Source organism: Candidatus Hydrogenedentota bacterium (genome assembly GCA_016791475.1).
In the GTDB taxonomy this organism is placed as follows: Bacteria; Hydrogenedentota; Hydrogenedentia; order Hydrogenedentales; family JAEUWI01; genus JAEUWI01.
Map to the genome: position 1 here is coordinate 25,126 of JAEUWI010000009.1, position 14,181 is coordinate 39,306.

Annotated in this window: 10 protein-coding genes; 7 read left to right on the plus strand and 3 right to left on the minus strand. The window is 61.2% G+C overall.

Annotated features, from left to right (window positions below; translation table 11 throughout):
- Positions 1-91: 91 nt before the first annotated feature.
- Positions 92-1,801 carry a glycosyltransferase family 39 protein gene (locus JNK74_06640; GenBank protein MBL7645854.1) on the minus strand — a complete coding sequence of 570 codons (1,710 nt, stop codon included), beginning with the start codon at positions 1,799-1,801 and terminating at the stop codon, positions 92-94.
- A 9-nt stretch (positions 1,802-1,810) separates the two neighbouring features.
- Entirely contained in the window at positions 1,811-2,200 is a 390-nt protein-coding gene (locus tag JNK74_06645; GenBank protein ID MBL7645855.1) for a translation initiation factor, read from the minus strand.
- Between the two features lie 220 nt (positions 2,201-2,420).
- On the opposite strand from JNK74_06645, the gene JNK74_06650 reads away from it, so the two are divergent.
- The 7 genes from JNK74_06650 to lpxC all read left to right on the plus strand — a co-directional run bounded on the left by JNK74_06650 (position 2,421) and on the right by lpxC (position 12,318).
- A complete protein-coding gene (locus JNK74_06650; GenBank protein MBL7645856.1) occupies positions 2,421-2,942 on the plus strand; it encodes a UvrB/UvrC motif-containing protein in 522 nt (173 codons plus the stop codon).
- A 3-nt stretch (positions 2,943-2,945) separates the two neighbouring features.
- The gene (locus JNK74_06655; protein ID MBL7645857.1) at positions 2,946-4,118 is read left to right on the plus strand and encodes a hypothetical protein; all 1,173 of its coding nucleotides are present in this window, start codon (positions 2,946-2,948) and stop codon (positions 4,116-4,118) included.
- Positions 4,119-4,259: 141 nt separating this feature from the next.
- Positions 4,260-6,722 (plus strand): ATP-dependent Clp protease ATP-binding subunit, encoded by a 2,463-nt coding sequence (locus JNK74_06660; protein MBL7645858.1) that lies wholly within the window; start codon positions 4,260-4,262, stop codon positions 6,720-6,722.
- Positions 6,719-9,016: an outer membrane protein assembly factor BamA gene (bamA, locus tag JNK74_06665; GenBank protein MBL7645859.1), complete on the plus strand. Its 2,298-nt coding sequence runs from the start codon at positions 6,719-6,721 to the stop codon at positions 9,014-9,016. Before JNK74_06660 ends, bamA begins: the two co-directional genes overlap by 4 nt.
- A gap of 270 nt (positions 9,017-9,286) precedes the next feature.
- On the plus strand, positions 9,287-9,835 hold the full coding sequence (locus JNK74_06670; protein MBL7645860.1) for an OmpH family outer membrane protein: 549 nt from the start codon (positions 9,287-9,289) through the stop codon (positions 9,833-9,835).
- A gap of 117 nt (positions 9,836-9,952) precedes the next feature.
- Positions 9,953-10,984, plus strand: a complete 1,032-nt coding sequence (gene lpxD / locus JNK74_06675) for a UDP-3-O-(3-hydroxymyristoyl)glucosamine N-acyltransferase (GenBank protein MBL7645861.1) — start codon at positions 9,953-9,955, stop codon at positions 10,982-10,984.
- The gene (gene lpxC, locus JNK74_06680) at positions 10,981-12,318 is read left to right on the plus strand and encodes a UDP-3-O-[3-hydroxymyristoyl] N-acetylglucosamine deacetylase (GenBank protein MBL7645862.1); all 1,338 of its coding nucleotides are present in this window, start codon (positions 10,981-10,983) and stop codon (positions 12,316-12,318) included. Before lpxD ends, lpxC begins: the two co-directional genes overlap by 4 nt.
- A gap of 86 nt (positions 12,319-12,404) precedes the next feature.
- Here lpxC and JNK74_06685 read toward each other — a convergent pair whose 3' ends face one another.
- Entirely contained in the window at positions 12,405-13,880 is a 1,476-nt protein-coding gene (locus JNK74_06685; GenBank protein ID MBL7645863.1) for a hypothetical protein, read from the minus strand.
- Between the last annotated feature and the right edge of the window lie 301 nt (positions 13,881-14,181).

Sequence of the window (14,181 nt, forward strand, 5' to 3'; positions counted from 1 at the left end):
GGCGGAATAAGAGACCCGAAAAAACAATCGGACCGATCAGTCGGATCAGACTGATCGGTCCGATATTATTTTGAGGCGAAGGTTTGAGCCTTCACTCCCCGTCGTCCTTCTTCTTCAACAGCAACAATTTCCCCATATCCCCCGCGAGCCAGGAGCCGTAGGGCACTTCCTCCACTTTGGAAAAGCCGGGCCGGGGCAGCCAGGAGATCGCATAGCGATCATCCACCACCCACCAGCCGAGGGGGCCCGAGCGCAGGAAGGCCCGCGCGCCGGACTCTTTGATGTAGTCCTGGCTTGTGTACCAGCCATTGAACTCATAGCCCCCGTCGATTTCCTGGGGCTTGAGCCCCTGCTCGTTCATGAGCTTGTTGAGCATGGCCCAGCGGGTGGTGTTCCAGGCGAAGTAGTCTTGCACGCCGAGCAGACTAAAGGCGAAAAGGGCCGTCAGCGTCACGACCTGGAACGCGCGGCCCGCCAGACTGCGGCCGGATTCGGCCATGGCCACCAGCAGCACCACGGGCACAAGGGCCCCGATCAGGTAGCGGTCGAAGCGCACCGGAAGCCAGGGATGGTACAGGGCGAGGATCATGAGGATGGCCCAGAACATAAGGAAACACTGCTGGCGGCGCCGGGGATCGTGCAGAGGTCGGCGCCCGTCGCCGGGAATAAGGAGAAGCCAGCGAAGGCAGCCCGCCACCATCCACCCGGCCACCAGAACACCGGCCAGGGTGGGCAGCCACCACCAACCGCCGATACTGACGGGACGCCACAGGTAGCTTCCCATGAGGATGCCCCGCAGGGTCATGGGCCCGGCGCCGGTGTCGTAGAGGATGTTGCCCATGAAGGGGATCCGATTGGGATCGCCGGTGCAGGCGGTCAGTAAGATGTAGAGCATCGCGCAGGCGAGGGCCATGGCGCGGCGGGCCACGCGGCCCTCCTTGTGGCGAAGCCATTGCCAGCCCTGCGCCGCGGCGAGGGGCAGCACGAGACACCCGAGGAGCAGCATCGAACTGGAGTAGAATTTCAGCCCGCCAAAGAATCGCTCTCCCCAGGAATCCCCAAGCACCTGGGGATCCCAGACGTGCCCGAGCTCCGCGGCGTGAGAAGGGAGAAACTGGAGCAGGAGCCAGGCCGCGAACCAGGGCGCCACGAGCGCGATCAGCAGGGGGAGCATTTCGCGGCGGCGCCAGCGGGTATCCCAGGGGCAGGACGACAGTACGAAGGCGATGGGCAGTAGAACGGCGAACTGGCGGGTAAGCAAGGCGGCGGCGCCGAAGAGCGAACCAAGGAGCACCCATTGCCAGCGAGGCGTTTCGAGGGCGCAGAGGTAGGCCAGACCGGCGAGGGCCATGAAGGCCATGAAGGGCACGTCGGTCATGAAGGTGTAGCCAAGATTCATGGCGATCGGATTGGCGATGATGAGCGCGCCCGCGAGGGCGGCGGTGAAGGGGCGCGCCCGGAGCCGCAGCGCGGACAAGGTGGTGGCGAGGGCGGCGAAGAGCCAGAGCACCAGCGTGGACCAGCGGAGTGCGGTGAAGCTGAAGCCGCCGCCAGCGCAAAAGAGCTTGCCCCACCAGGCCTGACCCACGAGATTGGCGGTGGAAAAGGGGTGACCTTGATAGGTACCGGTGTCAATCCAGTCGCTGACCGCGCGGGCGTAAATCCAATCGTCATTGAGGGGGAATTCGCCCGCGGGCGACACGAGGAACAGGGTGAGTCCCCAGAGTGCCACCACCAGGGCGAGGACGGTGAAGACATGCCTGGGCGCGATGGACGTCACGTTTTCCTCCCGATTTCCCATGGGTATGGTCTACTTCTGGTGCTTGTCGAGGAACGCGGCCACTTTCACGCGGTGGTCGCCCTGCAGTTCGATGACGCCGTCCTTGAAGGCACCGCCGGCCGCGCATTGCTTCTTCAGCGCGGTTACGAGAGCGGTTCCGTCGCCGGATACATTCTGGATGACGGTGGCGAGTTTGCCGCCTGGTCGCTTTTCATAGGTCAGGGGCCAGCCGCCCTTGCGGGTCTTGGCGACGCGCCAGGCGACCTTGGGCGTGTCCACGATGATCTCCGCCTTTGGTTTGGGTGGTGCGACGGGCTCGCGGGGTAAATCGCCGCGCAGGGCGCCCAGTGCTCCGAAGGGGGAATCGGTGAGGGGGGTGCGGGGGGCGTTTGTGTCGATTTTGGGGTTCTTGGCGCTCATGGGGAAATTGTAGCAGTTGATGGTTGATAGTTGATAGCGGGCGGGGGCTTTGGGGGAGAGATGGGTCTTATGGGTCTTATGGGTCTTATGGGTCGTATGGGTCGTATGGGTCGTATGGGTCGTATGGGTCGTGTGGGTCTCTATCAATTGTCAACTGTCAACTGTCTACGTGCACTGGCTCTTTCGGGGGTGGTATACTTCTCACAGAGGATTTTGGGCCATGCTCTGCCAGAAGTGTCACAAAAAGCGCGCCACCATTCGCTATGCCGAAGTCGTTGACGGTCACGTCACCGATCAGTTCTGGTGCAAGGACTGCATGGCCCTTCAGCGGAGTGCGAGTGAGGGCTTTGAGCTTTCGGAGGTGCCTTCGGCGCGTCCCAGCAAGGCCTCGATCCACAAGGTGGTCAGCCGGGTGGTTCGGGCGCAGCGCACGTGCCCGCAGTGCGAGACGCGGCTTCAGAGCGTGCTGGATACCAAAATGATGGGATGCCCGGCGTGCTATGCGCAGTTTGCCGATGAAGTCCCCGCCCTTGCGGCGAAGCTCCACGAAGCCCAGGTCCACCGGGGCAAGACCGCGCATCCATCCGACGTGCGCACCCAGTTGCGTTCGGATTTACAGGCCAAGCGTGCGCTCTTGCGCAGTGTACTCAAGTCAGAAAACTACGAGGCTGCCGCGCAGTTGCGCGATGAAATACGGGAGCTCGAAGGCGGATTGTATGCATCCGGCCCGGGGGCGGACTGAGCCATGACGCTGGATACGATTTTATCGCGCGACCCGCAATGGCAACGGGGTGAAGGGGCCCCCAACACCGAGACGGTGGTGCTTACGCTTTGTAATCTGGGCCGCAATCTCAATGACATGCCCTTCCCCGCGCTGTGCAATCCGGACGAGCGCAGTTCCGTGGAGGACCGCCTGCTCCGGGTTTTCGACCAGTTCAATCTGCTGGCGACGGGCGAATACTTCAGTCTGGTCGATCTCCGGGCTTCGGACGTGCAATTGCTGGCGGAGCGCCAGCTCATCACGTTGAATCTGACGACGCCGCGCAAGGGGCAGGGCATCTATGTTGCCCACGACCAGTCTCTCAGCATTCTGGTGAACGACGAGGATCACTATTGCATTCGGGTGCTTTCTTCCGGGCTGAACCTTCAGGACGCGTGGACCCGGGCCAGCCGTATGGACGACCTTCTCAGCGGTGTGCTGGATATTGCCTTTTCGCCGACGCTGGGTTTCCTGACGCGGAATTTGAATCATCTGGGCACGGGGCTGAAGCTGAGCCTGTTGATGCATCTGCCCGCCTGTGTTCAGGAGGGGGCGCTTCACGAGATTCACGCGCTGACGGAACCGCAGAATCTGGATTTCAGCGGCGTCGGCACGGGCGTTCCCGATTTGCACCCCGCCGACAAGCAGGAGTTGAGTGATCGCTGGCCGGTGTACAGCCAGGCCCTGTACAACGGCATGGGTGGCTTCATGCCGCGAGGGATGCACGAGACGGAGGGGGATCTCTTTCAGCTCAGAAATCGTACCACGCTGGGCCACACGGAAGAGGAGATCATCTTCCGGCTGAAACAGTGCGCCGAGGAGATAATCAAGAAGGAGTCCGCGTTGCGCCTCCGGCTGTATGAAAAGAACGTGGAAGTGCTGCAGGACCGGATAGAGCGGGCCCAGGCGCTGGCCGCGAGCGCCCGGCTTATTCCTTTTGAGGAGAGCTTTTCCCTCCTGTCCTCCTTGCGGCTTGGGGTCGCCCTGGGGCTGCTCCCCGGTCAGACAGTGGCAGACCTGAACGGATCACTGATACACTGTCAGGGAGCCCACGTGGAGCGGCAGCTTCAATCCGGGACGGTCACCCTGGATGATTTGAGCCTGAAGCGGATGCGGGCGAAGCAGTTTAAGACGCAGTTTGCGCCCACTCAGGGCTGATTGGGCCCCGCCTCCGGGCGCCGGGCTTGCAGGTAAAGTGTTGCGCCACAACCATTTGATGTCGCGCACGGGCAGTACGGAAACCAATGGCCTCCCCGCGCCTACCCTGGCGTTGGTCGGCCGTAAAGAAAGGATCACCACATGTGGGAACGATTTACGGAGCGCGCAAAACATGTCGTGAGCGCCGCACGTGAAGAGGCCACCCGCCTGGGTAGCGAATACGTGCGCACGGAGCACATCCTCCTTGGGCTTTGCCGCGAGCCGGAGGGGATTGCCGCCCGAGCCCTCGAAAACCTGGGTGTGGATATAGAAGCCCTGGCCATCGAGATTGAGCAGCAGGTCCAGCCCGGTTCCGCCGTGGTTTCCGGCGACGAAATTGCCTTCACGCCCCGCGCCAAGAAGGTGCTGGAGCTGGCGGTGGAGGAAGCGCGTCGTTTCAACCACAGCTACATCGGCACGGAACACATTCTGCTCGGCCTGTTGAAAGAGGGCGAAGGCATTGCCGCCAAAGTCTTGCAGGACATGAAGATAGACCTTGGCCGCATCCAGGCGGAGGTCATCCGCCTGCTGGGCGATCAGGGCCGTTCGGGCAGCGAGCAGGCGCAGACGGGCAAGAAATCCCAGACGCCCGCGCTGGATAACTTTGGTCGCGACTTGACCCAACTTGCCCGGGAAGAAAAGCTTGACCCGGTCATCGGTCGCGAAGGCGAGATCGAGCGCGTGATCCAGGTGCTCAGCCGCCGGACGAAGAACAACCCCGTACTGATTGGCGAGGCCGGTGTGGGCAAGACGGCGATTGTCGAAGGGCTGGCCCGGGCGATCATCGCGGGCGACGTACCCGATCTGCTTTTGAAGAAGCGCGTGTTGACGCTGGATCTGGCGGGGGTGGTGGCGGGCACGAAGTACCGCGGCCAGTTTGAAGAGCGCCTCAAGTCGGTGATGAAGGAAATCCGCCGCGCGGACAATATTATTCTGTTTATCGACGAACTCCACACGATTGTGGGCGCGGGCGCGGCCGAGGGTGCCGTGGATGCGGCCAACATGCTCAAGCCGGCCCTGGCGCGCGGCGAGCTCCAGTGCATCGGCGCGACGACGATGGACGAATACCGCAAGTATATCGAGAAAGACGCGGCGCTTGCCCGCCGCTTCCAGACGATTATCGTGGAAGCGCCCAGTGTGGAGCAGACGATTGAGATTATCAAAGGCCTGCGCGACAAGTACGAGGCCCACCACCGGGTGAAATTTTCGGACGAGGCCGTCATTGCCGCCGCGAAGCTTTCGAATCAGTACATCGCCGATCGTTTCCTGCCCGACAAGGCGGTGGACGTGATCGACGAGGCGGGTAGCCGCGCTCGTCTTCAGATTACGACCCGCCCCCACGCGCTGAAGGAGATCGAGCTCGAAATCGAGGCGATCACCCAGGAGAAGGAGTCGGCGATCCGCCGACAGGAATACGAGAAGGCGGCGGCGCTCCGGGACAAGGAGCGGACCTACATCAACAAGCTCGAGGACAAGAAGCGCGAGTGGGAGATGAAGCGGGACTCGTCGGAGACGATCATCAACGAAGAGGACATTGCCTATATTGTGTCCAAATGGACGGGCGTGCCCCTTACGAAGCTGGAGGAGAAAGAGTCGGAGCGGCTCCTGCGCATGCGCGAAGAGTTGCACCGCTCGATCATCGGCCAGCACGAAGCCATTGATTCGATCACGCGGGCGATCCAGCGTTCCCGCGCGGGTTTCCGGGATCATGCGCGGCCGGTGGGCTCTTTCCTGTGCCTCGGGCCGACGGGCGTGGGCAAGACGCTCATGGCCAAGACGCTGGCAACGTTCCTCTTCGGCAACGAAGACGCGCTGATCACGGTGGACATGTCGGAGTACATGGAACGCTTCGCGGTTTCTCGCCTGACTGGTGCGCCTCCCGGCTACGTGGGCTACAACGAGGGTGGTCAGTTGACCGAGCAGGTGCGTCGTCGGCCCTATTCCGTGGTGCTTTTCGACGAAATTGAAAAGGCCCACCCGGACGTGTTCAACGCGCTGCTTCAGGTGCTCGAAGAGGGGCAGATGACCGATTCCACCGGACGCCGCGTTGATTTCCGGAATACGGTCATCATCATGACGAGCAACGTGGGCGCGCGCCGGATTGGCAAGGGCGGCGGCACGCTGGGCTTCCAGCGGGACGACCAGGAGTCCATGTATCTGAAAATGAAGGAGCGGGTGATAGAAGAGGCCAAGAAAGTCTTCAATCCCGAATTCATGAACCGCCTGGACGACACGCTGGTTTTCCACCGTCTGACGGACGAGCAGTTGATTGACATTGTCGATATACAGGTCAAGGATATGGTGGAACGGGTGGCGGCAAAGGGTGTACACTTGCGGTTGCGCCACGAGGCCAAAGAGTTCCTGGTTCGCTTGGGAAGTAACGAGGAATATGGCGCTCGGCCCCTCCGGCGCGCGGTACAAACGTACATCGAGGATCCCCTGGCGGAATTGCTGCTTCGGGGCAACTTGGAACCTGGAACCCAAATCGAAGTCTGGCCCTCGGACGCGGAAGACAAGCTCGTGTTCGAACAGGCTGAATTAGCTGCGGAAGGTATCACTACTTGAAGAAACTAGCGTTGGGTCTCGCCCTCGCGCTGTTCACTGTCCTTACTCAATCCCAGGCGGGCGCCCAGGCGGGCGGAACCGTTGGGGAAGTGCGTATCGATGGTCTGGAACGCGTTAGTGAACAGTTGGTCCGTTCGAAGCTGGAAGTGCAGGCCGGTCAGGAGTACAACCCGCTGGCCGTCTCCCGCGACATCCGCCGGTTGAACGAGCTGGGGTTCTTCACCCAGATCAAGGCCGATGCCGCCCGCGAGAACAACGCGCTGACGATCACGTACATTGTTGCCGAGAAGCAGGTCATTGAAAAGGTCCTGGTGATGGGCAACAAGAAGATCAAGGAGCGCCGGATCCTTTCGGCGCTCTCCATGCGCGAAGGGGATCCCTTCATTCCCGAGGCCTACGAGGAGGAGCGCATTGCCATTCTGGGGCTGTATGAAGGCAAGGGCTTTGCGAACACCACGGTGGACGTGGTGGCGGAGCGGGTTGGCCCCTCGCGCATGCGCCTGATCTACACGATCCAGGAAGGTCGGAAAGCGAGAATCCGCAGTATCAAGTTTGAAGGCAACGACACGCTTTCGGGGCGCAAATTGCGCAAGCTGATGGCGACAAAGCAGGCCCGGTGGTTCCTGGGCGGCAAGTATGAGGAAGAGAAGCTCGAGTTTGACCTCCAGCAGATCATCAACAATTATGGCGATTTCGGCCGGCTTGAGGCGGAGATCACCAAGACCGATCTTCTTTACAGCGACAACGGCAAGAAGATGGACCTGACGATCCACGTTCAGGAAGGGGCGGAGTACAAGCTGGACAACCTCGAGATCGCGGGCAACGCGGTATTCGACGACGACGAGCTTCTGGAGCAGGTGGAGGTGACGGCGGGCGAAGTGCACAACAAGTCGCAGGTGGAGAAAGACGCCGCCGAACTTCAGGACGGCTACCAGAGCAGCGGCTATGTCGCGGCCAACGTTTCACCGGTGGTTATCCTGGATAAAGACAACAAGACCACGCGGGTGACGCACAAGATTGAGGAGGGCGACCTCAAGTACATCCGGGAAGTAAAGATTATCGGCAACGAACTCACGAAGGACGAGGTTATCCGCCGCCAGCTCGCGCTGGAGCCGGGGGAGCGCTACGACGGTTCGCGCCTGGAGTTGAGCAAGCGCAACCTCCAGCGCACGGAATATTTTGAGACGGTGCGTACGAATCTGAACTTTGCCGACGACGAGGACCTTTTCACCGATCTGATCTTCGACGTGGAAGAGGGCAAGCAGGGCAACTTCAATTTTGGCGCGGGGTTCAGCAGCGACGAAGGCCTGGGCGGCTTTGCCGAGTTGCGGCTGAACAACTTTGACGCGTTGAACTGGCCCAACTTTACGGGCGGCGGCCAGCAGTTGGCGTTGAAGTTCAACATCGGCAGCCAGCGCGACCAGTACTCCCTGAGTTTCACGGATCCCGAGTTCCTGGGCTATCCCTTCGCGGTGGGCTTTGACGTGTTCGACGATTCCTACGAAGTTCGGGGCGGCGCGGACTATACGGAAGATCGCCAGGGCGGCCAGTTGCGCCTGGGCAAGACCCTTTCGAACTATGTGAGCATGCGGTCGGCGCTGCGCCATGAGACGACCGAGATCACGGGCCTGCCCTTCTTTGTGAACCCGATTATCCGGCGTCAGGCGCAGGAAAGCACGACGATCAGTCTGCAGAACGAGTTTGAGCGCAATACGCTCGATGCGTTCCGGGACCCGACGAAAGGCAGCAAGCACGTGCTTAGCCTGGAATTTGCGGGCCTGGGCGGGGACAACGACTTCTATAAGGTCTTCATGGATTCCCAGTGGTACCGGGCGCTGGACGAGAAAGAGAAGTGGATCTTCTCCTTCCGGTCTCGCGAGGGTTACGTAGCGGAGTACGGAAACTCGGACTACGTGCCTCTTACGGACAAGTTCTACGCGGGCGGCACCAACACGGTGCGCGGCTATGACAACCGCGACATTGGCCCCAAGGCGAAGGAGTATATCTTCTTTGGCGACGAGTTCCCGCTGGGCGGCAACATTACCTATATCGGCAATCTGGAGTTGAAGTACAAGCTCACGGAGCAGATGCGTTTCTACACCTTCATCGACGCGGGCGGGGTGTGGGACGACAGCGATTTCGACTTTGGCGAGATGCGTTACAGCGCCGGTATCGGCATTGGCATGGAAGTGCCGCGCCTTGGACCGATTCGCGTGGATTACGGCATCCCGCTGAACGCGGACGAGGATCAGGGCAGCGGACGTCTCCACCTGATTTCGGGCATCCGGTTCTAGGAGTTTCCCCCACCGCCCCGCGGGCCTCAATCGGCCTGCGGGGCTTGTTTCTTGCATGAATTTTGCGGGTCTTGATATAATCCCGTATTACCCCCCGGATAAAACTCCGGGCTCCGTCACACATTCACGGCGGACAGGCCGCACTGGGCTGTCCAATGGAGACCGGGCGGGGTGGGGCCTCTGAGAAGCCCCGGCCAACGCCGCGCGGCAGAGCTCACAAGATCCTGGTTGCGCTTACACTAACGACTCTAGAAAGAAGGAACGAAACTCGTGACACATGCACTGAAAAATTTCGTGATCGCGTCCGCCTGCTGCGCACTCTTTGCCGCTTTTGGATCCACCCACGCGTTCGCCCAGGATACGAGCTACAAGATCGGCGTGGTGAACATGCAGGAAGTGCTGGCCAAGTACGACAAGCGCAAGTCCAAGTATGACGACCTCCAGAAGCAGGTGGATGCCCTTCAGTCCGGAATCGACGCGAAGTCCAAGGCGATTGAGGCGGCCAAGGCGGACTACGAGAAGAAGCAGAAGGAAGGCAAGATTCCCGCCGAAGAGTTGTCGGCGCTGGAACTTAAGATCCGCAGCGACTATGTGGATTACCAGGCCGAGCTGACCCGCAGCCAGCAGAAGATCGACAGCATGGAAGAGGAAGTGCTGAAGGAAGTCCTGAAGGATGTTCAGGAGAAGCTGGAGTCGATTGCGACGGCGGGCAAGTACCACCTGATCCTGAACCACCGCAGCGGCCCGAACGGCGCGGTGCTCTATGCGGCTCCGGCCATCGACATTACCTCTCAGGTGCTTGCCGAGTTGAACAAGTAACCCAGGCGGTTGCTCTTGATGTTATTACAGCTTGCATAATCGCGGCGCGTACCAGGCGGATGACGCCTGGTACGCGCTTGATTATAGGACCCGTTGCGCGCTAGAAATGGAATTCCCATGAATCTGACCGTCGGCGACATAGCCGCCCTGGTGGGTGGAAAGGTCTCCGGAGACTCCTCCGTCACGATCACCGGCGTCAACGGTGTCGACGAAGCCGGCGACGGCGACCTCTGCTTCATCCGGAATGCGCAATACCTGCCCCAGTTGGCGAAGTCGGGTGCGTCGGCCGTCCTCATTCAGGAGGCCCCGGCGGACCTGACGATTCCGGCGATCCTGGTACCGAAGCCGGATCTGGCCTTCGCCATGGTGTTGAAGTATTGCGAGACGCAGCAGCTCCGCCACCCTTCGGGCATCCACCCGGCGGCGGTGATTGACCCTTCGGTCATGCTGGGTGCGAACGTGGCGGTGGGCGCGTGCGCGGTGATTGAAGCGGATGTGCAAATTGGCGACGGTGCCATCATCTATGCGGGCGTGTATGTGGGGCATGCCTCGCGGATTGGCGCGGGCAGCATCATCTATCCGAACGTGACGATCCGGGAAGAAACAGAAATTGGCGCGGGTTGTATCGTACATGCGGGGGCCACACTTGGCAGCGATGGATTCGGCTATGCGCCGCTTGAAGGCGCCTGGATGAAGATCCCCCAGGTGGGCCGGGTGGTGCTGGAGGATGAAGTTGAGATTGGATCGTGCACTTCGGTGGACCGTGCGACCTTTGGCGAGACGCGCATCGGAAAAGGTACGAAAATTGACAATCTGGTGCAGATCGGACACAATGTTCGCATTGGCGAACACTGTGCTCTGGCGGGCATGGTGGGCGTCGCGGGCAGTGCGCAGTTGAGAGATCGCGTCCAGGTGGGCGCGTCGGCGGGGTTAAAAGGCCATATCACGGTGGGCGAGGGCGCCATCGTCGCCGCACGTAGCGGTGTTGTGAAGTCTGTGGAGCCCGGCGCGATCGTATCGGGATTCCCGGCCATCGATCACGACGAAGAGCGGCGGGTGATGGTCGCACAACGACGTATTCCAGAGCTGATCCGGCGGGTCAGAAGCCTGGAGCGCGAACTGGAAGCATTGAAAGAACAGCTTACATGAGCAAACAGAAGACGATCAGCAAGCCTGTTTCCTTCTCCGGTATCGGACTCCACACGGGAAGTCTGACCACGGTCACCTTCAAGCCGGCCCCGGAAAATTCGGGGATTACGTTCTTCCGTGTGGATATCAAAGACAGCCCCCCGATTCCGGCGAATATCGACTATGTGGTTGATGTCTCCCGGGGGACGACCATCGGCATTGGCGAGGCGAAAGTTCACACGGTGGAGCATGCGCTGGCGGCGATGGTGGGGCTGGGCATCGACAATCTGAACATTGAGCTTGATGCCGAGGAAATTCCCAATGGCGACGGCAGCTCTCTTCCTGTGATGTCCACGCTGCAGAAGGCGGGCATTGTGGAACAGGACGCGGAGAAGCAGTATATCCAGGTGGACCGCCCGGTGTACTATCGTCAGGGCGACGTTACGCTGAGTATTCTGCCTTCGGACGAACTCCGGGTATCCATGACGATTGCCTATGACCACGTGGCCATCGGCACGCAGTACGCTTCGTACACGATTACCGAAGACACCTTTGCCCGGGAAATTGCCCCGGCGCGGACCTTCTGCTTCCTTCGCGAAGTGAAGATGCTCCAGGAGAAGGGCCTGATTCGGGGCGGCAGCCTGGAGAGCGCCGTGGTCATCGGCGACGACACGATTCTTAATGACGAGCTCCGGTTTCCCGACGAATTCGTGCGCCACAAGATTCTGGACCTGATTGGCGACATGTACCTTCTGGGACGTCCGGTGAAGGGCCACGTGGTGGGCGTAAAGGGCGGTCACGAGAAGAACGTGTTGTTCTCCAAGCAGATTCGCGACACGATGGCGAACGGCAATGGAAAGCGTCACGTGGACCGGCGCACCTTGCCGACGTTGAACACGCCGCCGGCGCTGGACGTGAACAAGATCATGAAGATCCTCCCCCACCGCTATCCGTTTCTGCTGGTGGACCGGATTCTTTCTTTCGTTCCGATGGAACGGGTGACGGGCATCAAAAACGTCAGCGTGAACGAACCCTTCTTTCAGGGGCACTGGCCCGAGACGCCGGTCATGCCGGGGGTCATGATCATCGAGGCCATGGCGCAGGTTAGCGCGGTGTTGATTTTTGGTGATAATCGCGATCCCGACGGCAAGCTGGCGTTCTTTCTGGGGGTGGACAAGGCCCGTTTCCGGCGGACGGTGGTTCCCGGCGATCAGCTCGTGATCGAGTGCGAAATGGTCCGCCGCCGCAAGAACGCGTGCAAGGTGGCGGCGAAGGCGCTTGTGGATGGCGTGGTCGTTGCCGAGGCGGTGATGACCTTTGGTCTGATGACGCCCGACAGCCGCCTGGCGGAATAACGTTCGAAGTAGCTGATTACACAACAGGCGCTCCCCGGTGGGAGCGCCTGTTTTTTTTGTTGCGGTTGGGGCGACGGGTTGGCGGATCAGCCCTTGGCGGCCAGCCATTCCTGGGCCCGCTTCAAAACGATATCTTCCCGTTTCTGGAAGAGGGCGGCTCCATTGACCCGATCCAAAGCGACGGTTTCCTCGGGCGTCACGGCACCCTCGCCTTTGGCGTCCGCCGTGCCCTGAATCCTGCCACGGGCATCGAGGGAACGCCGATTCGGGACAAAGACGACGTAGCCGCCGGGCAGGGTGATCTCCAGGCTCGGGGTGCCGGGCGATCCGCAGGTTGGGGAAAGGCCACAAATTCGGACGTTTTTCCGGTTCTGGAGGAAGTTCGCGAGGGACTCCGCCGGGCCCATGGTGTAGCCATCGACGAGGACGACGAGAGGCCCTTCCCAGGCCGGCAGTTGAGGCTCCACTTCTATGGTGTCTTCGCTCTCCACGAGAAAGGTTTCCAACTCGCTGTCCCACAGGGAGGGGGTCTCATAGAACTCGGGCTGGGAGACGAAGGAGGAAAGCAGCTTTGGCGTCAGGGCTGCGTCGCCCCCCTGGGTGCCCCGCAAATCGAGGATGACGCCTCGGGCCTTCCCGTCGATGGCGGCCTTGACGGCCGTGCGAAAATCCCGCGTGGGGAAGGGTGTGGAGAACGTCGGGGCGATGGCGGCGATGCGAATGTAGTGAACTTCACCCGGAAGGGCGCGCGATTCTATGGGGCTGTCGAAGAGCTCCACGGGCTTCCAGAGCGGTCGTGCGAGGGCGAGGGTGGCATAGTCGTCGAATTCCATTTCGAGCTGCGCGGAGGCTTTCTGCGCGGCATCGGGGTTCTTCCAGGTCAGCTCGCAGGTTTCGCCGTTGCGCCCCCGTGGGAGCCAGGCAAGCTGCTGCTGCAGGCGACCGGCCGGGGTTGCGGGCGGGGCGTCGGCCCAGAAGAGGGAGGTCTCCGCGAGGGCCTTGGCGATGGGCTGCCCCCCCCACTCCAGCATGGTGGCGCCCCACTGGATACCGGCCCGTTCCGCGGGCCCGCCGGGCGTGATGCCGCAGACCATTACGGCGCCATCGGCAAGCTGGGCGAGGGCGAGACCGGCCGAAGCGCCCTCGGCTTCGCCGCGCATGAACTCATTGGGGTCGAACTGGATGTTGCCATCGGGGATGGCGTAGAAATATTTGCGCAGGGCGAGATACCAGCCGTCGGGATCCTTGGCGGCTTCGGCGGCGGCGACTTCGGGGGCCGTGGCGGCGTAGAGGGCGTTCCAGTCGATGGCCTTGTGCTCGGTGTAAGCGTATTCGAGGGCGAGTCGGGTATGGAGGATATCGAAGGCTTTGGTCCAGGAACGGCTACGCAGGTCGTTCTGGGTGCGCAGCAGGGCGGGCAGGGGAATGTTGGGTACGGGGACTTCGATCCCGGTGACGGGTATCCGCGCCTTCGTGGTGCAGCCGCCGAGGGCAACCGCAACCACACCCAGGGCCAACAGGGCCGCCAGACCCGATCCCGACGTATGCACTAACCGCTTCATCCGATTCCCCTGACGCAATTAAACTCTGGTTTATCCGACCGGCCGTTTCAACGGAGCGCGCCCCAAGAATGCGCGCTGACTATACGATAGCACATTTAACCGGGGGGATGAAGGATGAAGTTGGACGAAACTGTCGCGCGGAAATTGCGGTCCCGGCCCCCGCGCCACCTTGACGCAAGCACGAGGGTCTTCACGTCGATTTTTTTCGTAACTGGAGGGCGACCCGACGTTCGAAACGGTAACCACCGACGGATACGAACGTGCGCGGCACGCCACCTGCCAAAGCCAAATCTTTCACCAC